This is a genomic window from Acinetobacter sp. FDAARGOS_494 (assembly GCF_003812225.1).
Taxonomy (GTDB): Bacteria; Pseudomonadota; Gammaproteobacteria; order Pseudomonadales; family Moraxellaceae; genus Acinetobacter; species Acinetobacter baumannii.
The window spans coordinates 1,902,727-1,925,517 of record NZ_CP033866.1 but is presented as its reverse complement, the minus strand read 5'-3'; the positions used below and the strand labels follow the sequence as shown (position 1 = coordinate 1,925,517).

22 protein-coding genes and 1 pseudogene are annotated in these 22,791 nt (G+C 38.4%); 11 read left to right on the top strand and 12 right to left on the bottom strand.

Features of this window, described 5'->3' with window-relative positions; all coding sequences use genetic code 11:
* Positions 1 to 208 precede the first annotated feature (208 nt).
* The gene (locus EG365_RS09315) at positions 209 to 1,702 is read left to right on the top strand and encodes an IS91-like element ISVsa3 family transposase (RefSeq protein ID WP_001120888.1); all 1,494 of its coding nucleotides are present in this window, start codon (positions 209 to 211) and stop codon (positions 1,700 to 1,702) included.
* 175 nt (positions 1,703 to 1,877) lie between these two features.
* Here the strand turns inward: EG365_RS09315 and EG365_RS09305 are convergent, their stop codons facing one another.
* The gene (locus tag EG365_RS09305) at positions 1,878 to 2,180 is read right to left on the bottom strand and encodes a phosphoglucosamine mutase (RefSeq protein WP_000251875.1); all 303 of its coding nucleotides are present in this window, start codon (positions 2,178 to 2,180) and stop codon (positions 1,878 to 1,880) included.
* A gap of 86 nt (positions 2,181 to 2,266) precedes the next feature.
* On the bottom strand, positions 2,267 to 3,082 hold the full coding sequence (gene sul2 / locus EG365_RS09300; protein WP_001043260.1) for a sulfonamide-resistant dihydropteroate synthase Sul2: 816 nt from the start codon (positions 3,080 to 3,082) through the stop codon (positions 2,267 to 2,269).
* Positions 3,083 to 3,174: 92 nt separating this feature from the next.
* Here sul2 and EG365_RS09295 point away from each other — a divergent pair.
* Positions 3,175 to 4,265 (top strand): IS4-like element ISAba1 family transposase gene (locus tag EG365_RS09295; protein WP_085940413.1). Its coding sequence is split into 2 segments (ribosomal slippage): positions 3,175 to 3,715 and positions 3,715 to 4,265, totalling 1,092 coding nucleotides; the frame shifts between segments, so codons are not numbered across the junction.
* 291 nt (positions 4,266 to 4,556) lie between these two features.
* On the opposite strand, the pseudogene EG365_RS09285 reads toward EG365_RS09295, so the two are convergent.
* The 7 genes and pseudogenes from EG365_RS09285 to EG365_RS09255 all read right to left on the bottom strand — a co-directional run.
* Positions 4,557 to 4,682, bottom strand: a pseudogene (locus EG365_RS09285) (transposase); the annotation flags it as partial.
* 4 nt (positions 4,683 to 4,686) lie between these two features.
* Positions 4,687 to 6,597, bottom strand: a complete 1,911-nt coding sequence (locus EG365_RS09280) for a Mu transposase C-terminal domain-containing protein (RefSeq protein ID WP_000573066.1) — start codon at positions 6,595 to 6,597, stop codon at positions 4,687 to 4,689.
* Positions 6,598 to 7,308 (bottom strand): heteromeric transposase endonuclease subunit TnsA, encoded by a 711-nt coding sequence (locus EG365_RS09275; protein WP_000736393.1) that lies wholly within the window; start codon positions 7,306 to 7,308, stop codon positions 6,598 to 6,600. It lies immediately after the preceding gene.
* Positions 7,309 to 7,619: 311 nt separating this feature from the next.
* Positions 7,620 to 7,889, bottom strand: coding sequence for a hypothetical protein (locus tag EG365_RS09270; protein WP_000168733.1), 270 nt, complete (start codon positions 7,887 to 7,889; stop codon positions 7,620 to 7,622).
* A gap of 53 nt (positions 7,890 to 7,942) precedes the next feature.
* Positions 7,943 to 8,299, bottom strand: a complete 357-nt coding sequence (locus EG365_RS09265; RefSeq protein WP_000798673.1) for a hypothetical protein — start codon at positions 8,297 to 8,299, stop codon at positions 7,943 to 7,945.
* Positions 8,300 to 8,344: 45 nt separating this feature from the next.
* Positions 8,345 to 8,662 carry a hypothetical protein gene (locus tag EG365_RS09260; protein WP_001006517.1) on the bottom strand — a complete coding sequence of 106 codons (318 nt, stop codon included), beginning with the start codon at positions 8,660 to 8,662 and terminating at the stop codon, positions 8,345 to 8,347.
* 206 nt (positions 8,663 to 8,868) lie between these two features.
* Complete coding sequence (locus tag EG365_RS09255; protein WP_000886984.1) at positions 8,869 to 9,801, bottom strand: site-specific integrase; 933 nt, start codon at positions 9,799 to 9,801, stop codon at positions 8,869 to 8,871.
* Positions 9,802 to 9,901: 100 nt separating this feature from the next.
* On the opposite strand from EG365_RS09255, the gene EG365_RS09250 reads away from it, so the two are divergent.
* From EG365_RS09250 to EG365_RS09210, 9 genes are all read left to right on the top strand, one after another.
* Positions 9,902 to 10,129 (top strand): hypothetical protein, encoded by a 228-nt coding sequence (locus EG365_RS09250; protein ID WP_001085038.1) that lies wholly within the window; start codon positions 9,902 to 9,904, stop codon positions 10,127 to 10,129.
* Positions 10,130 to 11,632, top strand: a complete 1,503-nt coding sequence (locus EG365_RS09245; protein ID WP_000192314.1) for a zeta toxin family protein — start codon at positions 10,130 to 10,132, stop codon at positions 11,630 to 11,632.
* Between the two features lie 84 nt (positions 11,633 to 11,716).
* On the top strand, positions 11,717 to 12,880 hold the full coding sequence (locus EG365_RS09240; protein ID WP_000157684.1) for a hypothetical protein: 1,164 nt from the start codon (positions 11,717 to 11,719) through the stop codon (positions 12,878 to 12,880).
* Positions 12,881 to 12,900: 20 nt separating this feature from the next.
* Entirely contained in the window at positions 12,901 to 13,482 is a 582-nt protein-coding gene (locus EG365_RS09235; protein WP_000370460.1) for a hypothetical protein, read from the top strand.
* Positions 13,483 to 13,768: 286 nt separating this feature from the next.
* A complete protein-coding gene (locus tag EG365_RS09230) occupies positions 13,769 to 15,565 on the top strand; it encodes a hypothetical protein (RefSeq protein ID WP_001144964.1) in 1,797 nt (598 codons plus the stop codon).
* Between the two features lie 294 nt (positions 15,566 to 15,859).
* On the top strand, positions 15,860 to 17,347 hold the full coding sequence (locus EG365_RS09225; RefSeq protein ID WP_000953322.1) for a SulP family inorganic anion transporter: 1,488 nt from the start codon (positions 15,860 to 15,862) through the stop codon (positions 17,345 to 17,347).
* A 12-nt stretch (positions 17,348 to 17,359) separates the two neighbouring features.
* Positions 17,360 to 18,211, top strand: a complete 852-nt coding sequence (locus EG365_RS09220) for a universal stress protein (protein ID WP_000034564.1) — start codon at positions 17,360 to 17,362, stop codon at positions 18,209 to 18,211.
* A gap of 67 nt (positions 18,212 to 18,278) precedes the next feature.
* A complete protein-coding gene (locus tag EG365_RS09215; protein ID WP_001095006.1) occupies positions 18,279 to 18,578 on the top strand; it encodes a hypothetical protein in 300 nt (99 codons plus the stop codon).
* Positions 18,579 to 18,650: 72 nt separating this feature from the next.
* Complete coding sequence (locus EG365_RS09210) at positions 18,651 to 19,022, top strand: hypothetical protein (protein ID WP_000529372.1); 372 nt, start codon at positions 18,651 to 18,653, stop codon at positions 19,020 to 19,022.
* Between the two features lie 374 nt (positions 19,023 to 19,396).
* Here the strand turns inward: EG365_RS09210 and EG365_RS09205 are convergent, their stop codons facing one another.
* From EG365_RS09205 to EG365_RS09195, 3 genes are read right to left on the bottom strand one after another with little or no spacing between them, the layout of a single operon-like run.
* Positions 19,397 to 20,035: a TniB family NTP-binding protein gene (locus EG365_RS09205; RefSeq protein WP_002020149.1), complete on the bottom strand. Its 639-nt coding sequence runs from the start codon at positions 20,033 to 20,035 to the stop codon at positions 19,397 to 19,399.
* A gap of 4 nt (positions 20,036 to 20,039) precedes the next feature.
* Complete coding sequence (locus EG365_RS09200) at positions 20,040 to 21,950, bottom strand: Mu transposase C-terminal domain-containing protein (protein WP_000573060.1); 1,911 nt, start codon at positions 21,948 to 21,950, stop codon at positions 20,040 to 20,042.
* Entirely contained in the window at positions 21,951 to 22,661 is a 711-nt protein-coding gene (locus tag EG365_RS09195; RefSeq protein WP_000736396.1) for a heteromeric transposase endonuclease subunit TnsA, read from the bottom strand.
* Between the last annotated feature and the right edge of the window lie 130 nt (positions 22,662 to 22,791).

The window sequence follows — 22,791 nt, the reverse complement described above, 5'->3', positions numbered from 1 at the left end:
TGGTCATGGTATTTTTCATGGCACTGAGCCTGATAGTTCTTGCAAATTGTTGTCACTAAAGGGTTTTGTGTGCTTGTTTACAATCGAGTGGGAGTGACGGGCACTGGCTGGCAATGTCTAGCAACGGCAGGCATTTCGGCTGAGGGTAAAAGAACTTTCCGCTAAGCGATAGACTGTATGTAAACACAGTATTGCAAGGACGCGGAACATGCCTCATGTGGCGGCCAGGACGGCCAGCCGGGATCGGGATACTGGTCGTTACCAGAGCCACCGACCCGAGCAAACCCTTCTCTATCAGATCGTTGACGAGTATTACCCGGCATTCGCTGCGCTTATGGCAGAGCAGGGAAAGGAATTGCCGGGCTATGTGCAACGGGAATTTGAAGAATTTCTCCAATGCGGGCGGCTGGAGCATGGCTTTCTACGGGTTCGCTGCGAGTCTTGCCACGCCGAGCACCTGGTCGCTTTCAGCTGTAAGCGTCGCGGTTTCTGCCCGAGCTGTGGGGCGCGGCGGATGGCCGAAAGTGCCGCCTTGCTGGTTGATGAAGTACTGCCTGAACAACCCATGCGTCAGTGGGTGTTGAGCTTCCCGTTTCAGCTGCGTTTCCTGTTTGCCAGCCGGCCCGAGATCATGGGGTGGGTGCTGGGCATCGTTTACCGCGTCATTGCCACGCACCTGGTCAAGAAAGCGGGCCATACCCACCAAGTGGCCAAGACGGGCGCGGTCACCCTGATCCAGCGTTTTGGATCGGCGCTCAATCTGAATGTTCACTTCCACATGCTGTTTCTCGACGGTGTGTATGTCGAGCAATCCCACGGCTCAGCGCGTTTCCGCTGGGTCAAGGCGCCGACCAGCCCAGAGCTCACCCAGCTGACGCACACCATCGCCCACCGGGTGGGTCGCTATCTGGAACGGCAAGGCCTGCTGGAACGGGATGTCGAAAACAGCTATCTGGCCTCGGATGCGGTGGATGACGACCCGATGACACCCCTGCTGGGGCACTCGATCACTTACCGTATCGCTGTCGGTTCACAGGCGGGGCGAAAGGTGTTCACTTTGCAAACTCTGCCGACCAGTGGTGATCCGTTCGGTGACGGGATTGGCAAGGTAGCCGGGTCCAGCCTGCACGCCGGCGTGGCGGCCAGGGCCGATGAACGCAAGAAGCTCGAACGGCTGTGCCGGTACATCAGCCGCCCGGCGGTATCCGAGAAGCGGCTGTCGTTAACACGAGGCGGCAACGTGCGCTACCAGCTCAAGACGCCGTACCGGGACGGCACCACGCACGTCATTTTCGAACCATTGGATTTCATTGCAAGGCTGGCCGCCCTGGTACCGAAGCCCAGAGTCAACCTAACCCGCTTCCACGGGGTGTTCGCACCCAACAGTCGGCACCGGGCGTTGGTCACGCCGGCAAAACGGGGCAGGGGCAACAAGGTCAGGGTGGCTGATGAACCGGCAACACCAGCACAACGGCGAGCGTCGATGACATGGGCGCAACGGCTCAAGCGTGTTTTCAATATCGACATCGAGACCTGCAGCGGCTGCGGCGGCGCCATGAAAGTCATCGCCTGCATTGAAGACCCTATAGTGATCAAGCAGATCCTTGATCACCTGAAGCACAAAGCCGAAACCAGCGGGACCAGGGCGTTACCCGAAAGCCGGGCGCCACCGGCTGAGCTGCTCCTGGGTCTGTTTGACTGACGAGCCTGAAGGCCAACGATACCAATCAAAATGCTGCGTTCACAGCGCCGCGGCAGGGATCCGCCGTGCTGGTTGTCGGAAAAGGAGCCGCTAGTGGGAAAGAGGAGGGTAAATTTTCAGCGTTGCTGGCTCCCCGTCAGCCGGATTGGGTTGCATCGCAGGGGTGTCGAAAGAGTCAACTGCGGTCCAAAGCTGTTGGACTTGGGTGAAAAGGGCGTTTATTCTTCCTATACGTTGTCGGCAGCGGGCCAAAAAGGAATACGTCCATGCCCATCGAGGTGAAACCGGCTGTGAGCGCGGGTTCAAGCATATAGCCCGACAGGCGCGTATCCTTGCCGATCACGACACGATGGCGGTGGTCACCGCGACGAAAGACACGGCCAGCCGCCATGCCGACGCGCAAGGCGGTTTCCGCCGTCATCGCGCCTTCGTTGGCTTTGCCACGAATACCGTCTGTGCCGAAATATTTGCGCACCATAAGGTCGATTATCCTGTCGTCGGGTCGCCCTCAAAGGGGACATGCCTGCTGAACCGCGAATATAGAGAAATATCCCGAATGTGCAGTTAACGAATTCTTGCGGTTTCTTTCAGCGCCGCCAATACCGCCAGCCCGTCGCGCAAGGGGCGCGGCTCGTGTGTGCGGATGAAGTCAGCTCCACCTGCGGCGGCGGCAAGCTCTGCAGCGAGTGTCGCGGCCCCGACATCCCCCGGACCACGGCCTGTGAGCGCGCGCAGAAAGGATTTGCGCGAAACAGACAGAAGCACCGGCAAATCGAAGCGCAGCCGCAATTCATCGAACCGCGCCAGCACCGAGAGCGAGGTTTCGGGAGCAGCCCCCAGAAAAAACCCCATGCCGGGATCAAGGACAAGGCGGTTGCGTTTGATACCGGCACCCGTCAGCGCCGCGATGCGCGCGTCAAAGAACGCCGCAATGTGATCCATGATGTCGCCAGCGGGTGCCTCGCGCCGATCTGCCTGCCCGTCTTGCACCGAATGCATAACGACGAGTTTGGCAGATGATTTCGCCAATTGCGGATAGAACGCAGCGTCTGGAAAACCGCGAATATCATTGAGATAGGCCACACCACGCGACAAGGCATAGGCTTGCGTCGCGGGTTGATAACTGTCGAGCGAGACGGGAATGCCATCTGCCTTGAGCGCGTCCAGCACCGGCGCGATACGCGCGATTTCTGTGTCGGACGAAACAGGCGCGGCGTCGGGATTGCTGGATGCCGGACCGAGGTCGATCACATCTGCCCCCTCGGCCATCAGCTTACGCGCCTGCGCAATGGCTGCGTCTGGCGCCAGATACCGGCCTCCATCGGAGAAACTGTCCGAGGTTATGTTGACGATGCCGAAAATGATGAGCGATTTATTCATGGGGGCTTCTATAATAATAATCTCTGTACACGATAAAAATAGATAACTCATTGAAATAATGTCATAATAATTGTTTTCTAACGACGAATACTATGACACATCTCAATGAGTTATATCTTATCTTAAACAAATATCTAAAATGGAACAAGTCACATTTAAAGTGCTTTGCGCTCATCATGCTTGTGATTATTTTAAAGCAAACATGTAATCTTTCTTCTGCATCTAAAGCCTTGCCCATCAAGTGCTTACCACAATCATTTTATCGACGTATGCAGCGCTTCTTTGCAGGTCAGTATTTTGATTATCGTCAAATTTCTCAGTTGATTTTCAATATGTTTTCATTCGACCAAGTGCAACTGACTTTAGATAGAACCAATTGGAAATGGGGAAAACGAAATATTAATATCCTGATGCTCGCAATCGTTTATCGTGGAATAGCGATACCTATCCTTTGGACATTGCTTAATAAACGTGGAAATTCAGATACGAAAGAGCGTATTGCTTTGATTCAACGCTTTATAGCCATTTTTGGTAAAGACCGTATTGTGAATGTGTTCGCAGACAGAGAGTTTATCGGTGAGCAGTGGTTTACATGGTTAATTGAACAAGACATCAACTTCTGCATTCGTGTTAAAAAAACTTCATTGTCACCAATCATTTAGGAAAGAATCATAAAATTAGTGATTTATTTCGCCATCTTAAAGTTGGTCAAATTGAATGTCGTAAACGACGGATTTTGGTTGGTCGGGTGAAACTATATATAAGTGCACTACAGTTAGAAAATGGAGAGCTTTTACTCGTCGTTTCTCCTCAGTTTAATGCCAATGCTATTCAGGATTATGCATTACGCTGGGAAATTGAAACCTTATTCAGTTGTCTCAAAGGACGCGGGTTTAATCTTGAAAATACGCGCTTGACAGACCCTAGACGAGTGAAAAAATTGATTGCGGTGTTAGCTATAAGCTTCTGTTGGTGTTACTTAACGGGTGAATGGCAACATGATCAAAAAAAAGCGATAAAAATAAAGAAGCATGGACGACTCTCAATGAGTTTATTTCGCTATGGTTTAGACTATGTTCAAATGGCGATTCAGCGTTTAATTGGTTTTGGGAAAAAAGAAGAGTTTAAGGAAATTTTGGCAATTTTAAGAAGGCAGAACCCTGATAGGATAAGGGTTCTGTGAAATTTGTCGTGTACAGAGAATAATAATAATCGAGCATGAGTCTCATACGGATGCTCGGGTCGAAAGGGAATCCCCAGGCGAGTAACCTGTTTGCGGTGATCCATTAGCTGCAGGAGCAGAAGAGCATACATCTGGAAGCAAAGCCAGGAAAGCGGCCTATGGAGCTGTGCGGCAGCGCTCAGTAGGCAATTTTTCAAAATATTGTTAAGCCTTTTCTGAGCATGGTATTTTTCATGGTATTACCAATTAGCAGGAAAATAAGCCATTGAATATAAAAGATAAAAATGTCTTGTTTACAATAGAGTGGGCTTTCTTATAGCCAATCCACCGATCAGTGAATAATGTCTCAATCCGTTCACTATCGCTTAATTGCATGATTTCAAGTACATGCTCTGCAAGATATTCATATTTTTCCATCACATCACCTTAAATCATCAAATGCAGTTAAAGGAGTACTCCACAAATCATCACTTGTCTGAAGGCTTTCAGAAACTACAGCCTTTTTAGACTGATTCTGTTCGGATAGCTGAGTAATGGCTTTTTCATTTTCCTTTTTTCTTTGGTTTGAGCGACGTTGCTTTCGAGTCAAGCTTCGAGCCTGATTAAGCTGCTCACGTAGATGTAAAATCGCCTTGTAAATCTCATCCTGATTCTGAACATCCTGACGCCCATTCTTGAGATAGTTCTGTACCTGTCTATATTCAAATAAGCTAATCGGTGGTATCTCTCGCTTTGCAGTGGGTACTTTAAAATAGGTATTAGAAAATGGCTCATAAAACCAAATCTGTGAAATATCCCTCGGATCACGCTTAAATAAGAATTTTCTTTTGCGCTTTCGATTATTGTCGTCTGGATCAATAGAATTAACCCATTGCCTTAAACAGTCTGCAAAATAGAATAAGTTATCTTTCTGCACCCCTGTACGCTGAATGGTCGCTTCAAATTCAGGTAGAAAATCAATAAACAAGGTATCTTCATCTGATACACGTTCTTTCAAACCTGTTCCTGCTGTCGTCTTCGTTCCCCAAACACCTTCTTCCCATTTAACAATAGGTGATGTTCCTAAAGCTGAATGCTTCTTCTGATGATAAACTTTAGTAATCCAATAAACGATATAGTATTCAAGTTCCTTTAATGTCATACAGGCTTGTTTAGCGGAATCATAAGTTCCTCGCTGCTGCACATTTGAAAAAGTTGTACCATCCAGCACATGCATTTCAAGATTGACAATACCAAGCATACGTTCAATATGACCGCCAAATCTCGCCCCACCAATTGGTCTATATTCCCAATGAATCCCATATTTTAGGCAAGCTTTACTGATGTGATTGGTTCTAAAATCGGGTCCATTATCTGTATGCACCGAGTCCATAATACCTTCGACCTGCCATTCAGCATCAATATTTAGTTCGATCAACTTACGTTTTTTTGACAAAATACAAGATGCTATACACATCGCCACTGAAGTCGTACTTGGTGCTTCTAGTGATAGGTAATATCCAACAATCATCCGACTGAAAACATCGATTGCCAAGGTTAAGTGAGGTTTTCCAATCGCTTCTCTGAACTCGTCATCCACGATTTCAATATCTAGAGGTGTATGATCAATCTGCACATATGCCAAAGGGTAATCAGCATTTGGGAATGAACCCGCAGCAGCCTTAAATTTATCTATTGCAGCTTTAGATCCAAGACGTGCTTTCGTTACTTGGTAATTATTTAAAGCCTCGATTCTTCTACGAATAGAGTTTTCATGTGGTGCTTCAAGCTGAAGCCGTGAACACTCTGCTTTTACAATTTCAATCGTTTTGGAAATACTAGGTTTCTTCGCATTCAAATATTCATCATTGATAGCTTGTTTAATGATATTGCTCACTTGAGGTGACAACCTTGATTTTTCAGTTGTCCAACCTCGTTTTTTGGGAATCAACGTCATTAGAGAGTTATTTTCACGATAATCTCTAAGCCACTTCCACAATGTAGAACGATTTACATCATATTCATTCGCTCTATTTTCAACCAGTTCAGTGGTTGAATACTCAATCAAAGGCTTAATAATCTCATAACGTTGTAAAGCAATCTGCCAAGCTTCATTGCTGATATCCTTATCACCTTTGTTTAGGTTTTCAGTTAGCGTATTTTCTCCCTCAAAAACGGTCAAACTTTTAGAATTGACCTGTAAACTACGTACCGAATCAAGACTTGATATAACAATGTCATTAGCATTTAAAACATTCACAATTTTATAAGGGTTTCCCTCATAACCAACAACCACATTGGGTTTAAGTGTGATACGACTACGATCAATACTGACAGCATTAGATTCAATCATTTAGATATTCCTCACAAACGCATCATTTTGGTTAACCCATATCACAGTTTCAGCCGTTAAAGGGCAATACAAGTCACAAGCAATCATTCGCTTTGCCACTAGTGCCCAAACTTGGTGAATCCCTTTTAGAACATTGGTTTTATCTTTAAAAAGATGAGCAGGTAATTGATTAATTGTTGATTGACCTAACTTTTGTAGGGTATCGAGTAATAATTGTTGATCAACGGCATCTATATGAGAGCGTCTAAATTTTTTTAAGAAATTAATATTTTCCCAATACTGATCATATAATCTTGTTTCACTGATAATTTTGAACTTCCATCCTTTATCAGCAGCAAAACGATGAGCTGCTCTAAATTTTGGTTTTAACTTATCCCAGTCCTCAGCAAGCTTTTTCTTGGGCTTAATTTCAATAAGCATAGGTACAGGGAAATCCTCAAAATCATCACAATTCGAGCTTGAAAACTGCACCAAAAAGTCAGGGGTGTAGTTTGATTGATTACCCAATTCAGTGATGTAGGGGATAACTACAGGTTGACCGATAACATCAATCACATTGTTATTAAATTCTTGCTTAAGTATGAAATCACGCTCAAGGGTCGATTCAAACCATATGGTTTTTTCACCTCTAAAAGCATAATTTCCTGAAATACTCCCATAAACAGTTTGAGCTTTTCTAACAGGTAAGTATTCGTCACTCAATTTTTTCATAAAAAATTCACCATTCAGGCACTCGTGCTTATTAATGTAATTTTGTAAGCCACTCTTATCTATTTGTATAAATAATCTGATTTAATTGTGTGAAATTAGAGTGACAACCTATTGATTATCTATAATGCCACTCTATTCTATTGCTGTAAATGACAATTCTGATTCGGAGGTGCCTGAGTCAAAACAAGCAGTAATGAAAAGACTTGTGGAGATAAGAATACATAACTTTGAATATTTCATAGTTTAGTCCTAGATATGACAATTAAATTAGAGCATGTTCTTTTATTTAGAATCATGCATTTATTAAAAAATTATTTGCACTCATTAAGAGATTTTAAGAAAAGATTAATTACTTCATCTATAGTGTTAAATTTATGCTCCGATTTGAATTTTTCTATTACCACAATTGTTTTTAGTAAAAGATTAATTGCTTCATCATTTGAGCTCAATTTATGCTCTGATTTAAATTTTTCTATTACCTCTAAACTTTCTTTTGATAACCAAAGATCCTTACGCGTGAACCCTTTTTTTAACATTTCTTGGCGTTGTTTTGCTTTACGCTCTGCTGCTGTGCTTGCCATAATCTACCTGAAATAATGTTAATAACTTTGGCCAAAAGGATGTGGAGTAGCGATCAGAACAATTCAGCTAATGAACGTGCGTGATTTTCATGTGACATTCTATTAGTTGCAATTAGATCATCAACTTCTTTTTCCGAATTTGCGTAATACTCGCGATAAGACACCACTTTGCCTTTGCAGTATTCCTTCACCTCAGACTCGGTTTTATACAATGTTACATGCGGTGTCATACCATAACGTTCAAATTGGTCAATACTGTCCCAAAAACCACACACATAAAAAGCGAAAGCGGGAGTGTCATCACCTACATGAATTCTTTTATTCGTGGTTACTATAGAATTTACATCTGCCTTAACAACTTTTACGCCGTTAGCTTGAACAATATAACTATTACTAACTGAATTTTTCATTAATCTAAGTCTCCTAATGATATTAAGTTTTTATTTATTCCGGAATTAAAATGCCACTTCTTCCCAGTAGATCTCTAACTGGCGAACTGTCTTAACATTTCCAAAGTCACAACCTTCATGTCCGATAATGACACGAGGCTCAACTTCCTCATCATAGATTTCAATTATGCTTCCCAAAAAAATACCTTTCGGAAGTATGATGTTATGTCTCTGAAGCAATGTGGCCAATGTTGAAACAGGCGTCAAATAATTCAAAATTGATTTTTTAGTTTTAATAGTTGTTTGAAAAAGTACCTCATGCTCAATTTCTTCAAACAATTCAACGTTCTCAACAGTTAATTTATATGCTTTAACTTCATTCATTTTTAACCTCAGCTCATAGGCATTATTGTACATATTGTTATTATAAATTTTATATTGTGACCGCTCACAAAGCAAGAACTATTTTTAATCAATGTTAAGTATCTAGTCTGCTTTAAGTTGTTTCAAACTAAGAAATCTACTCCATTTAACATAATTATGAAACTTTATCCTTATCTAGTTCTTACTTATTGTGAAAATTTAACTTTTTAGTTCTCACCTTCAGTATTTTTTACGGCTCTTGGATGTGTATCCATATAAACATTTGTCATTGAAGTATGGTCCAGATCTGTATAGATCTGAGTAGTATTCAAATTACTATGGCCCAGCATTTCCTGAATTTCACGAATACCTACAGAATTATTTATTAGATGAGTTGCAAATGAATGGCGTAACATGTGTGGGTTGGATTGAATTGGATAACCAGCAAGTTTAAAAGCATTTTTAATTCTTTTATTTATTTGGACTCTTGATAGTTGAGCTCCAGTTGTGGTGACAAAAACATAATTATGTTTTTGATTGGTATCTTTATTCATAATTTCTTCTCTTAAAGGCAACCATTCTAGATACGCTTCAATAGCTTTTGAACCCAAAGGTATAATACGAGTTTTATTTCCTTTTCCTGTAACTCTTACTTGTTTGCGTTTTACCTCTACATTTTCTATTTGTAATGAGTGTATTTCTTCAAGTCTTAAACCACATGAGTATGCTATTTCAATTAGTGCTAAGTCTCTTTTAAAAATAACTGTGCTTGATGGTCGTTCAAATTCTAAATTCTTATTTGAATCTAATACTTCATTTATTACTGTGACTTCATGAAATTTAGGTAAAACTTTACTACTTTTTTTAATTTTAATATCTTCTGCTGGATTGAAATTAATTAATTTTTCTTTAGTTAAATAATGGAAAAATGTTCTTATAGCAGAGATATTTTTTTTTAGTGTAGAAACTCCTACTCCATTTTGAGCTCTATAAGCTATAAATGTTCTAATATCTGATGCTTCGATTTCCTCTAATGCTAAATTGGTATATTCAAAGAATAGATTTAAACTATTTTTAAGCGTGTATATTGTTTCATTAGATTTATTTGCTAATAAATATTCATCTAACCATTTTTTTAGAAGTATTTCTCTGTCTAGCATTAATAAATCCTATTAACAAACTGTAATGATATTATATACGTTTAAACAAAATAAGTGGTAAAATATAGCTATCGCAAGACCTGTCCTTATGGTGGTGCTTATGAATAGCAAATTTTCTGTTGATCAATCGAACAAGATTTCTCTTAAAGCAGTGCTTGAAGATCTTGGTGATCAAATGTTTGAAGCAAATAAATGTCCTGATACTCATCCTGTCTATGATCAGTTGCGTGAGCGTTTACGTAAAGATCGTCAACTTCTAGATGCCTTAGATGCTCAAGATGAGAACGCAAATACTGAAGAACGTTCTAGGAGTTTGGATATAAATTAAATGACACAAAAAAATGAACTAGACACCAAGTATGCAGTGATAGTTGCTGGTGGTAATGGAGCTGGTAAATCCACTCTGATAGACAATGTGATAATTCCAAAATTTAATAGTTTAAATCTTGATATAAATTTTATTAATGCTGATGTTTGGCAATTACAACACTTTGGTCATTTTGATAATACCAATCCTACCCATGCACGCGAAGCTCAGAAATGGGCTGAAGCTGAACGTCAAAAACATTTAGATGAAGGACGTTCTTTTATTGCTGAAACAGTTTTTTCGCATCCTTCTAAAGTTGATCTCATCAAGGAAGCTAAGAGTAAGGGATTTTACGTAGTCCTGTATCACATCCATTTAGAAAACTCAGATATCGCACTTGATCGTATTAAAGATCGAGTTCGTAAAGGTGGTCATGATGTTGATGAGGATAAGGTAAAAGCTAGATATGAGCGTGTACTACCCTTAGTTGCTGAAGCTACTCAATATGCAGATTTGACTTTTGTACTTGATAACAGCGTGAGAGATAGGCCTCATCAGCAAGTATTTAAATTAGAGTACGGGAAAATTACTGCGATTGACAACAATGTTCCGGATTGGGCCATTAAAGCTTATGAGAAGCAGCTCACTGATTATCTTGGATTGGATCAAGCAACCAAAATTTCAAATACTAATGAAGATTTAACTATGTCAAATACTAAAGAGAAACTTGGATTCGAGTATAACGCTAGACTGCTGGCTAATGATATTCAACCTCAACATCGAGAAACAGTTGTTGCTAATTATCGAAAGAATTTTGTTGAACATGTAGCGAACTCTGCTGCGGTAGCTGGTAATTCACATAAGCTTGATGATGTAGCATCTTTAATAAATGGCACCACTGTAGGTGGACACAGTGTTAAGGACCAGCGACAAGTATTAAATTTAATTGATGCGTCAAATGAACTGGTAAATATGGTTCGTAATGGAAATTTTGCATTAAATAAATCTACATATTTAAAAGTCAATGGAATTGTTGCAGATCGTGAATCGATTGAAGCTGGTGTTCTACGTGGCGAAGGAGTTGAACAATCATTTACTCCGGATGTAGGAATTAGACACTTTAGAACCCATCGACCGATGAAAACTGAAGAAGATGCTCCGGCGTTAAATAAATTCATGCAAGAAGGGTTTGATCATATCAACTCACTCAAGAACCCACTAGAAAAAGGTATTGCTACATTCCTTTATGGAAGCCTCAACCAATTCACATTTGAAGGTGAGAAAAGAACAGCTCACCTTATGATGAATGGAGTATTGATGAGTGCTGGTTTAGATGCTATTAGCATACCGGCTGATAAGGCAATTGACTTCCGTCAAAAAATGGTTCGTTTCTATGAATCAAAAAATGCGGATGAAGTGATGGAGTTTTTAGCTGACTTGCATCCGGCTCTCAATAATACGAAAAAATTAGATGCAGAAAAGGAAAAGAAATCAGAAAATGACTTTGGCCGCAGCTTTCAGTAATTTTCGTTTATCCTTTTAATATCAATACGAGAGACACTATAATTATAGTGTCTCTTTTTTAATTTAAAGTATTTTGTATTATTTATGGCCAGCCTTAATTCTGAGTTCCAGATCCCTTTAAAAGTGGTTACAACGCGCTTAAATCACATGAAAATTAATTTGCCGCAATTGGTAAAGAAAATTGAAAAGAGAGCGATTGAAAACTTAAAAAGACGTAAAGATAAGAAAGAACAAATTGATCTACTGATAACTTGGGATGATTGGATTTATGCCGCGCTTGATGCTGATCATGAACGTATACATGGAAGCGCGGATCCTCACCCACTTCCACCAACATTCAAAAATAATATGGTTAGTGGTGTATATGAAAAAGCTTTAAAAAATGTCATGGGGCATTTCGGAGTTAAAGCTACTGTTCCAGCATGGGCGGCAAATATAAAGGTTGGTGAGCATATTCCAAAGGAATTGCTTGATCGTCTGCCTGTGACCACTGGAGAGCTTGTAACTCTAGGAAATTGGATGCTCACAAAAAATATATACCGGTTCGAAGACATAGTAATTAATGAGTTAATTAAGACCGGCTTTAATGGGGTTATACCAAACCATATTTTGAACCTTCCCGATTTGTGTGTATACATTCAGACTGATAATGCTAAGGGTCTTACATTCGAAAATAGACAAGTTGTGGGTGTTCTATTCTGTGTAACTGAGCTTTGTGGCGACCGCCTTTTAGTTTCAACAATGTACCTTGATGATGGTATGCCACGCACAATTGCAATTATGTTGAATGAGGACCAAGATATTGAAGCAAGCCTCACAAATTTTGTGGACCAATTTCAACAAGACTATGATCCAGAAACAATGGCTTCAGATCTGAAAGAAAGACTTAAAATACAGAAAAAATTAATCAATCTTGTTTTATGGTTTAGTCAATCAAAACCTGAAGTGACTCCTTTAACTCCAGATACCAATAAGCCGGTACAATTTGTTGAGATTAAGAAGGAAAAGCGTTTATTTGAAGCTGGCAAATATAAGACTTTTAAAATTGGATCTGAAACAGCTAGGAAATTAACTAAATTATACGAAGAAATTGAAGTGGCCAAAGCTGAAGGAAAAGCATCTGGTAGAGAGCCACATTTAAGAAAATCACATTGGCACCTTTACTGGTATGGTAAGAAAGGTCGTTATGAACGTTATGATTTTTTATTAATTCCTGTCACAATTGTTGGCGGCGTTTCAAAAGATTAAACTTTATAAGTAGAGAAAAAATGGATAATTCAGAATCTAAAATTTTAGCTGAATACGAGAAAGCGAAGAAGTGGGATAAATACGAAAAAGTATTTTCTATTCTTGGAGTACTTTCTTTGTTTATATTTATGGTTATGATCATAATTTCAGCAATTACTTTGAGTTTAAATGATACTTCACCAACTAAAATATTTAATTCTTATTGTTGGGCTGCAATATTATTTTTGGCAGTTTTATTCACCTCACTAAGAAATATTGCTGAGCAGATTTCTTTTAAGAAATCTATGGAAATCTTAATAGACTCAAAAGATGCTGAAGATGAAAAAGATCAATTGGCAGTAGTAAGAAGGCAGCATACAATTATTTGCATAACTGCATTTTGTGCATTAATAGTTGCGGATTTTATTTTATTCTACTTTATTGCTTTTAATCTCACCCTTCCCCTAAATATACTGATTCATAAACCCTTATTTATTATTATGCTGGCTTGTTTAATATTTTTTACTATTAATTATTTGATTTATAAATATAAGTTTAATAAATTAAACAACGAAGCAATGGTTGCATTCGGTAAGCACCTTGATAATAAAAGAAAGAAATAATATAAGAAAAGGCTCATTATGATGAGCCTTTTTTCTAATCTTTAGTTTTATTAACGATGCCATTGCAGCATTTACATGTATAGATATATTCAGTAGGATCCAAAAGAATTTTAATAAAAATACTATTTAAAAAGTTATAGATTATGAACCTAACAATTCCGAGACACGCCAAAAAGCTAGAACTATTGTCAGTTCCACAAATAAATCAGAGTTTACACAAATAAACTAGAGCAAGAATAAAAAGTATATTATCTATATGCTTTAATTTTTCATTTTGTAAAAATATATGCCTGTTAATAATGACAAAATAACGACTATTGATTGCTTCCCAAACGATAATATTAGTCGAGTGGTTTATAGATATGGTGGACTTGTTAGAAACGAAGATAACGATTCAACTAATCCTTTTGTTGAAGTGTTATTAATTGAGATTAGAAAAAGTGATCAATGGTTATTTTTAGATAAGTGCTCAACATTCCTTGTTCCCGTACTTGATCTTGATGCTGTTCAACATGGCAGTATTTGGGATGGAAATGTTTTAACCGATCAATCCTATCGGTTTTCAGGAAAACTCATTACAAAACGATTTTCTTTCGACTTCACCAATAATAAACCTAAGAATATAAAACTTACGGACAGAATCCCCAATACTTCTGACTACTACATTCCTTTAAAAAACTATTTCCTCCCAAATAAAGTTGATTATGTTCTTCAAGGCTATCCATTTACCAAATATACCAATGATTCATATCGCAAAGTGAATCATTGCCTAATGCATTCCAATGATGGAACTCAAGTCATCACATCATCAATTCATGTATTGCATAGCTTATTCGTCAATCGGAAGGATATTAGGGGACTTTTATTAGGAACTTCGAGTCAATCCATCATTAATCGTTTTTTAGAATCTTATACAACAGAAATTGTGGACGATAATGTTGAATATAAAATTAAAATCAGAAAGCCATATGAAGATATAGGCGAGACTGCAATTATTTTTCTTGCTAATCTTGCCTTAAACCCATATGTGCAAACGATAGTTGATAAAATTCAACGAAGTATGGAAATTACCGAGTTTAATCATCTTCAGCAGGGTACAGGCAAAAGGTATCCCATTGTGTTTCCACCACATCCCACAAAGCTTTTCCTTGAAGCAGAAGGAATTTGGCTAGATGACAATAAGACTCGTTTTTTTATCACTAGAGTGAAAAAATTTGATCCTATTAACGATCACATGATTGATGTCAACAAAGACCTGACCAATACAATTTCAAAGCCTGATGAGAAAAATCCTAGACCTCGTGAAAAAAGTCAAAATAAGAATGAGCACATCAATACTCAAAAACCACCATCAAGAACAAGCGGTGAATATCGTAAGCGTTCTGAGGTGGAAACTGGAAATACACAAGGTATTCTGAAGTATTCTTTTAATGAACCAACCGATGATCCAATTGAAGTCGGAGCATCTAATCAACCTTATTCAGATAAATCAGAAGAGGTTGAAACATCTTCTGATGAACCCTATGGTAATCAAAATACTAAGATCAAAAAATCTGAAACGACAGATACACCACCTAGCAGAGATGAACGTTTTGACATTCAATACATTATCCAATCTCTCCAAGAACTTGCTTCTGAAATGGGTTCTCCTCTGGAACATCTGTCTGCAATTAATGAACATGGTGAAATGATAGCGAGTATTAATTTGCTTCAAATCAAAAAACTTGTGCCTGAACCCAAGCATCCCTCATGGATTGATTATGATAAAGGGCGAAAATTATTGTTCTTAAAATTAGACTTAAAAGATCAAAATGGATTTTCCTATCTCATCGATATACATAAAAATAAAAATCATGAAGCATTTTGTGCCTTTCTTATTTTTACTCAGAATAAGTTAACAAGCGAACAAATTAAAAAAATCTGTATTGAACTAGAAAATGCCAAGGGAATAAAAAAATGGGCACTCTACTGTGATAGTTTCATTCATAAAATGATTGCAATAAAACATTTATACGCAACACCAGATGAATGGAAAAATCGCTTTAAAAATTTATTCATAAGCTTACAGAAGGACAAATCCTAATTAAAGAATATTTTTTATACAATCATATGTTCATGAAATTACTTGGTATTTCATGTTTTCTATAAATTTGCGAAATAAAAAAGAGTGAAATTTTCGTTCAGTTCGCCTATACTAACAGTTCAATTTAAATTTCTATTCGTATTCACACACTTATGCTTTTGACTCCACCCTAGTTTATTTACCCATCTTTTTGTAAATAACTCATCACTGTCTAGTGATGTGGTGTAGTCGCTTGTGTGTTGTATATATCACATCACTAGCCTTTCCTAAAATTTAAAAAAATAGGCTATTTTCATGTTATCCACTATTCGAGAACAATGGTTCTCCAATATTCGCGGGGATGTTCTTGCGGGTATTGTTGTTGCTTTGGCTCTAATTCCTGAAGCAATTGCTTTCTCCATTATTGCAGGCGTTGATCCTAAAGTGGGGCTATATGCTTCATTCTGTATTGCTGTTGTGATTGCTTTTGTGGGCGGTCGTCCTGGTATGATTTCTGCTGCAACTGGTGCTATGGCTTTATTAATGGTCACACTGGTTAAAGAGCATGGTCTGCAATATTTATTAGCAGCCACAATTTTGACAGGATTTATTCAAATCCTAGCAGGCTATCTAAAATTAGGAGCCTTGATGCGTTTTGTATCAAAGTCAGTCGTTATTGGCTTTGTAAATGCCTTGGCTATTCTAATTTTTATGGCTCAATTGCCTGAACTTACCAACGTCACTTGGCATGTTTATGCGATGACAATCGGTGGTTTAGCGGTTATTTATCTATTTCCCTATATCCCAGTGATAGGGAAACTTTTACCCTCTCCCCTCATCTGTATTGTCCTACTTACGCTCTTTGCCTTATTCATTGGTTTAGATGTAAGAACTGTCGGTGATATGGGGCAATTGCCGGATACGCTTCCAATTTTCTTGCTTCCTGATATTCCTTTAAATCTTGAAACTTTAGCTATTATTTTACCCTATTCACTAGGTTTGGCAGCCGTGGGTTTACTTGAGTCCATGATGACCGCAACAATTGTCGACGATTTAACAGATACCACCAGTGATAAAAACCGAGAATGTAAAGGGCAAGGTGTTGCCAATGTCGCTTCAGGCTTCTTAGGCGGAATGGCAGGCTGTGCCATGATTGGTCAATCCATTATTAATGTGAAATCTGGTGGACGTACCCGTTTATCATCATTTAGTGCAGGGGTCTTTCTGTTAATTATGGTGGTGTTTATCAGTGACTGGCTTAAAGCCATTCCAATGGCTGCACTGGTTGCTGTCATGATTATGGTATCAATTGGAACATTTAACTGGGATTCTCTACGCAATATCCGCCAATATCCTCTCTCTAGCAATATCGTGATGATCGTTACAGTCGTCGTAGTTGTTGCCACACATAACCTGGCTTATGGTGTATTAGTCGGTGTTCTTCTTTCTGCATTATTTTTTGCCAATAAAATTGAACGCTATATGGCGATTCAATCTGTATTTGATGAATCAGAAAGCACACGTACTTATACGGTAACAGGTCAAGTGTTCTTCAGTTCAGCAGATAAATTTACTTCTGCATTTGATTTCAAAGAGGCACTTTCAAAAGTGGTGATTGATGTCAGTCAGGCACACTTCTGGGATGTTTCTGCGGTTGCTGCCGTAGATAAAGTGGTCATTAAGTTTAGACGTGAAGGAACAGAAGTCGAACTTATTGGAATGAATGAAGCTAGTAAAACATTAGTCGATAAGTTTGGTATCCATGATAAGCCAGATGCTTTAGATCGCTTAAATAGCCACTAAGAGGGATTAGTTATGTCAAAAATTATTGCATGTATTGATGGATCATTAGTAACAAATACTGTGTGTGATTATGCAGCTTGGTTTAGCGATAAACTTAATTCACCTATTAAACTATTGCATGTCATTGATAAGCCAAAAGCAAAAGCACCACAAGATTTAAGTGGTGCAATTGGTCTAGGAAGTCGAGAAACCTTGCTCAAAGAATTGGTTGAACTCGAAGAACGTAAGGGAAAAATCGAGCTAGAGCATGGCCAGATTCTTCTTCGGGAAGCAAAGAACTATTTATTGGAGAAGTTCTCTATTGATGCTCAAAGTTTTCAACGCCATGGCAGTGTTTTAGAAACAATCATGGGAATGGAAGACGACATTAGAGTTCTTGTTATGGGTAAGCATGGGAATGAAACCGAGCATGATTCCAGTAAAATTGGAACCCATATTGAAAATGTTGTTCGTGCCCTTCATAAACCCGTATTAATAACGTCTGCACCATTTAGTCCACCTAAGTCTTTTTTAATTGCTTTTGATGGAAGTCAGACTGCAAGAAAATGTGTTGAACGCATTGCGTCAAGTCCATTACTTAAAGGTCTTGCAGTACATTTGGTTTATGTCGGAAATCCGAATAGTGAAATGCAAAATCAGCTCTCTTGGGCAAAAGAGCAACTTGAATCACAAGGTTTTAATATCACCTCGAATACGTTGGATGGTGAAGTTGATAAGGCAATTATCAATTACGCTGAACAGCATCAAATCGATTTGATTGTGGTTGGGGCTTATGGTCATTCAAAGATACGTCAATTTTTTATTGGCAGCACCACCACAAAAGTGATCACAAGCGCTAATAAACCAGTCCTGTTACTACGATAATTTCATGAAGGGGTAGAATTTTGATCTATCCCTTTATTTTTAATAAGTTATAAAAGGAATCATAAATATGAATACGATGTTAATAAGCCCAACTCTAAATGTTTCTTGTTCCGAAAATGTGCTGTTAAAAATATCCTCATACTTTGGTGTATCTCATGAACAAGCTTATCGAAAAGGCGTAGATTCTCTTTTAAAATTAACAGAGATGGTTATAGCAAATAATGAACATTCTGAAATTATTAAACTTTTTTTGTGTGATTGTCATTTAAGAACATCTATCAATTTAGATGATATATCCGATATGCCTACTCAATTGATAGGCGATTGCCTTAATGTGATTGTTCTACGTTATGCATTTGTAGTTTGACAATCAGGTCGTAAACTAGACATTAATGTTCTAAACTTAAACAATATATTTGTAAACCAAAAGGTTGAATAAATGGGACAAGCTAAACAAAGGGGTACACTTGAGCAAAGAGTAAAGCAAGCTCAAGAACAAAAAGATGATTTTTATGGAACTGAAAGAAGTGTAGCAGAAGTTCTAGCTGAACTAGGCTTACCAAAAGAAAGTACAGTAAAAGGTTATGTTATCCATCTACCTGAAAAAGATGAATTTGTAGCTGCAATTAATGACAATAATATTTCTTTTTCAGTTGCTTATGCTCGGACACCTGAATTAGCGATGATATATGATGAACCACAAAAAGCGATTTCAGACGCTAAAAAGATTTCAAAACATAAGCTATTGGTTTGTGTTTTATTTGAAACTTCAAACCAATACATGATTAATGATATTTGGGCTAATTATTAGTCTGAGTTTAAATCTATTATGTCAAAAATTGCATATAGTTCTAAACTTATGTTTGATTGAGTTTAGAACTATAATGTAAATCTATTCAATTGTTTTTGTTATAAGTTATTGATTTTCATCTTTATGAGTTTAAAACTTTATTGTGTAAACACAGCATTTAAAGCTTCATTAGGTGACTTTTTAGGTGGTGGTGATAACTTAATTAACACATGGAAATCTACTCTATAAAGGTCTCACATACTACTATCTCAGAATTTTCAGCGCGTCTTTTAATATTTCATTAATGATCGGTGTGACAATTACTAAAATAATCTGCTGAAATCTCAATAATAATGATCAGCTAACTCGCTGATCATTATTTTAAGTGCTTCAACTTATTGTGTTTTTGGCAACCAATAATATTGCCCATTAAGCACAACAGTAAAACCATCCTCAATCTCAGTAATCATTTCCGTTTTAATCTTTAGAGCATCTATGTAAGGAAGTTGATGAAAATACCTAAGCCCATTTCTGGGAAGCAATTTGGCTGAACCTGTCAGACAATTATGAATTTCATCGATAATCAACATTTTTGTTTCATACTTACGCATCAAGTGTACGGCTTGATTTCGTAATTTGGCTTCAGGATCACTTGCCCGAAATGGCACAAAGAAGTGATTTAAAATATTAATATAGAGTTCTTTAACATTGGCTTTTGCTGGAGCAAGTATCGGTAAAACTGGCTTAGTTACGGACAATAAATCCATGTCAGCATCACTTACGGTTTTTGTATAATACTGTCTAGCAAACTCATGAATGATAGTTGTTTTGCCCATATTGGAGTCACCAACAATCAACAAGCATTCAGGTCTTAATTTCCTAGGGCGATTCAAAATATCGGTCAATGTGTTCATGATGGTAATGGCTTTCTTATAGCCAATCCATCTATCAGTAAATAATGTCTCAATCCGTTCACTATCGCTTAATTGCATGATTTCAAGTACATGCTCTGCAAGATGTTCATATTTTTCCATTGCATCACCTTAAATCGTCAAATGCAGTTAAAGGAGTACTCCACAAATCATCACTTGTCTGAAGACTTTCAGAAACTACAGCCTTTTTAGACTGATTCTGTTCGGAAAGCTGAGTAATGGCTTTTGCATTTTCCTTTTTTCTTTGGTTTGAGCGACGTTGCTTTCGAGTCAAGCTTCTAGCCTGATTAAGTTGATCACGTAGATGCAAAATCGCCTTGTAAATCTCATCCTGATTCTGAACATCCTGACGTTCACTTTTGAGATAGTTCTGAACCTGCTTATATTCAAATAAGCTAATCGGTGGTATCTCTCGCTTTGCGGTAGGTACTTTAAAATAGGTATTAGAATATGGCTCATAAAACCAAATCTGTGAAATATCCCTCGGATCACGTTTAAACAAGAATTTTCTTTTGCGCTTTCGATTATTGTCCTCTGGATCAATAGAATTAACCCATTGTCTTAAACAGTCGGCAAAATAGAATAAGTTATCTTTTTGCACCCCTGTACGCTGAATAGTCGCTTCAAATTCAGGTAGAAAATCAATAAACAAGGTATCTTCATCTGATACACGTTCTTTCAAACCTGTACCTGCTGTCGTCTTCGTCCCCCAAACACCTTCTTCCCATTTAACGATTGGGGATGTTCCTAAAGCGGAATGTTTCTTCTGGTGATAAACTTTAGTAATCCAATACACGATATAGTATTCAAGCTCTTTTAATGTCATACAGGCTTGTTTAGCGGAATCATAAGTCCCACGCTGCTGTACATTTGAAAAAGTTGTACCATCCAAGACATGCATTTCAAGATTGACGATACCAAGCATACGCTCGATATGACCGCCAAATCTTGCCCCACCAATTGGTCGGTATTCCCAATGAATCCCATACTTTAGACAAGCTTTACTGATGTGATTGGTTCTAAAATCGGGGCCATTATCTGTATGCACCGAGTCCATAATCCCTTCGACCTGCCATTCAGCATCAATATCGAGTTCGATCAACTTACGTTTTTTTGACAAAATACAAGATGCGATACACATCGCCACTGAAGTCGTACTTGGCGCTTCTAGTGATAGGTAATACCCTACGATCATCCGACTGAAAACATCGATTGCCAAGGTTAAATGAGGTTTTCCAATCGCTTCTCTAAACTCGTCATCCACGATTTCAATATCTAGAGGTGTATGATCAATCTGCACATATGCCAAAGGGTAATCAGCATTTGGAAATGAACCAGCAGCAGCCTTAAATTTATCTATTGCAGCTTTAGATCCAAGACGTGCTTTCGTTACTTGGTAATCATTTAAAGCCTCGATTCTTCTACGAATAGAGTTTTCATGCGGTGCTTCAAGCTGAAGCCGAGAACACTCTGCTTTTACAATTTCAATCGTTTTGGAAATACTGGGTTTCTTCGCATTCAAATATTCATCATTGATAGCTTGTTTAATGATATTGCTCACTTGAGGTGACAACCTTGATTTTTCAGTTGTCCAACCTCGTTTTTTGGGAATCAATGCCATTAGAGAATTATTTTCCCGATAATCTTTAAGCCATTTCCACAATGTTGAGCGATTCACATCATATTCATTCGCCCTATTTTCGACCAGTTCAGTCGTTGAATACTCAATCAAAGGCTTAATAATCTCATAACGTTGTAAAGCAATCTGCCAAGCTTCATTACTAATATCCTGATCACCCTTATTCAAACGCTCAGTTAGCGTATTTCCCCCATTAAAAATGGTCAAACTTCTAGCATTGACCTGTAGACTACGTACCGAATCAAGACTTGATATAACAATGTCATTGGCATTTAAAACATTCACAATTTTATAGGGTTGCCCCTCATAACCGACAACCACATTGGGTTTTAGAATGATACGACTACGATCGATATTGACAGCATTAGATTCAATCATTTAGATATTCCTCGCAAATGCATCATTTTGGTTCACCCATATCACTGTTTCAGCCGTTAAAGGGCAATACAAGTCACAAGCAATCATGCGCTTTGCCACTAATGCCCAAACTTGGTGAATTCCTTTTAAAACATTGGTTTTATCTTTAAAAATATGGGCAGGTAATTGATTAATTGTTGATTGACCTAACTCTTGTAGGGTATCGAGTAATAGTTGTTGATCAACGGCACCTACATGAGAGCGTCTAAATTTTTTTAAGAAATTAATATTTTCCCAATACTGATCATATAATCTTGTTTCACTGATAATTTTGAACTTCCATCCTTTATCAGCAGCAAAACGATGGGCTGCTCTGAATTTTGGTTTTAACTTATCCCAGTCCTCAACAAGCTTTTTCTTAGGCTTAATTTCGATGAGCATTGGTACAGGAAAATCCTCAAAATCATCACAATTCGAGCTTGAAAACTGCACTAAAAAGTCAGGAGTGTAGGTTGATTGGTTACCCAATTCAGTGATGTAGGGGATAACTACAGGTTGACCGATAACATCAATCACATTGTTATTAAATTCTTGCTTAAGTATGAAATCACGCTCAAGGGTCGATTCAAACCAAATGGTTTTCTCACCTCTAAAGGCATAATTTCCCGAAATACTCCCATAAACAGTTTGAGCTTTTCTAACAGGTAAGTATTCGTCACTCAATTTTTTCATAAAAAAGTCACCATTCAGGCACTCGTGCCTATTAATGTAATTTTGCAAGTCACTCTTATCTATTTATGTAAATAATCTAATTTAATTGTGTGAAATTAGAGTGACAACCTATTGATTATCTATAATGCCA

Coding starts and splice junctions, on each gene's coding strand:
- EG365_RS09315 (WP_001120888.1), top strand. CDS start 209: ATGCCTCATGTGGCGGCCAGGACGGCCAGCCGGGATCGGGATACTGGT.
- EG365_RS09305 (WP_000251875.1), bottom strand. CDS start 2,180: ATGGTGCGCAAATATTTCGGCACAGACGGTATTCGTGGCAAAGCCAAC.
- sul2 (WP_001043260.1), bottom strand. CDS start 3,082: ATGAATAAATCGCTCATCATTTTCGGCATCGTCAACATAACCTCGGAC.
- EG365_RS09280 (WP_000573066.1), bottom strand. CDS start 6,597: ATGATTGAATCTAATGCTGTCAGTATTGATCGTAGTCGTATCACACTT.
- EG365_RS09275 (WP_000736393.1), bottom strand. CDS start 7,308: ATGAAAAAATTGAGTGACGAATACTTACCTGTTAGAAAAGCTCAAACT.
- EG365_RS09270 (WP_000168733.1), bottom strand. CDS start 7,889: ATGGCAAGCACAGCAGCAGAGCGTAAAGCAAAACAACGCCAAGAAATG.
- EG365_RS09265 (WP_000798673.1), bottom strand. CDS start 8,299: ATGAAAAATTCAGTTAGTAATAGTTATATTGTTCAAGCTAACGGCGTA.
- EG365_RS09260 (WP_001006517.1), bottom strand. CDS start 8,662: ATGAATGAAGTTAAAGCATATAAATTAACTGTTGAGAACGTTGAATTG.
- EG365_RS09255 (WP_000886984.1), bottom strand. CDS start 9,801: ATGCTAGACAGAGAAATACTTCTAAAAAAATGGTTAGATGAATATTTA.
- EG365_RS09250 (WP_001085038.1), top strand. CDS start 9,902: ATGAATAGCAAATTTTCTGTTGATCAATCGAACAAGATTTCTCTTAAA.
- EG365_RS09245 (WP_000192314.1), top strand. CDS start 10,130: ATGACACAAAAAAATGAACTAGACACCAAGTATGCAGTGATAGTTGCT.
- EG365_RS09240 (WP_000157684.1), top strand. CDS start 11,717: ATGGCCAGCCTTAATTCTGAGTTCCAGATCCCTTTAAAAGTGGTTACA.
- EG365_RS09235 (WP_000370460.1), top strand. CDS start 12,901: ATGGATAATTCAGAATCTAAAATTTTAGCTGAATACGAGAAAGCGAAG.
- EG365_RS09230 (WP_001144964.1), top strand. CDS start 13,769: ATGCCTGTTAATAATGACAAAATAACGACTATTGATTGCTTCCCAAAC.
- EG365_RS09225 (WP_000953322.1), top strand. CDS start 15,860: ATGTTATCCACTATTCGAGAACAATGGTTCTCCAATATTCGCGGGGAT.
- EG365_RS09220 (WP_000034564.1), top strand. CDS start 17,360: ATGTCAAAAATTATTGCATGTATTGATGGATCATTAGTAACAAATACT.
- EG365_RS09215 (WP_001095006.1), top strand. CDS start 18,279: ATGAATACGATGTTAATAAGCCCAACTCTAAATGTTTCTTGTTCCGAA.
- EG365_RS09210 (WP_000529372.1), top strand. CDS start 18,651: ATGGGACAAGCTAAACAAAGGGGTACACTTGAGCAAAGAGTAAAGCAA.
- EG365_RS09205 (WP_002020149.1), bottom strand. CDS start 20,035: ATGGAAAAATATGAACATCTTGCAGAGCATGTACTTGAAATCATGCAA.
- EG365_RS09200 (WP_000573060.1), bottom strand. CDS start 21,950: ATGATTGAATCTAATGCTGTCAATATCGATCGTAGTCGTATCATTCTA.
- EG365_RS09195 (WP_000736396.1), bottom strand. CDS start 22,661: ATGAAAAAATTGAGTGACGAATACTTACCTGTTAGAAAAGCTCAAACT.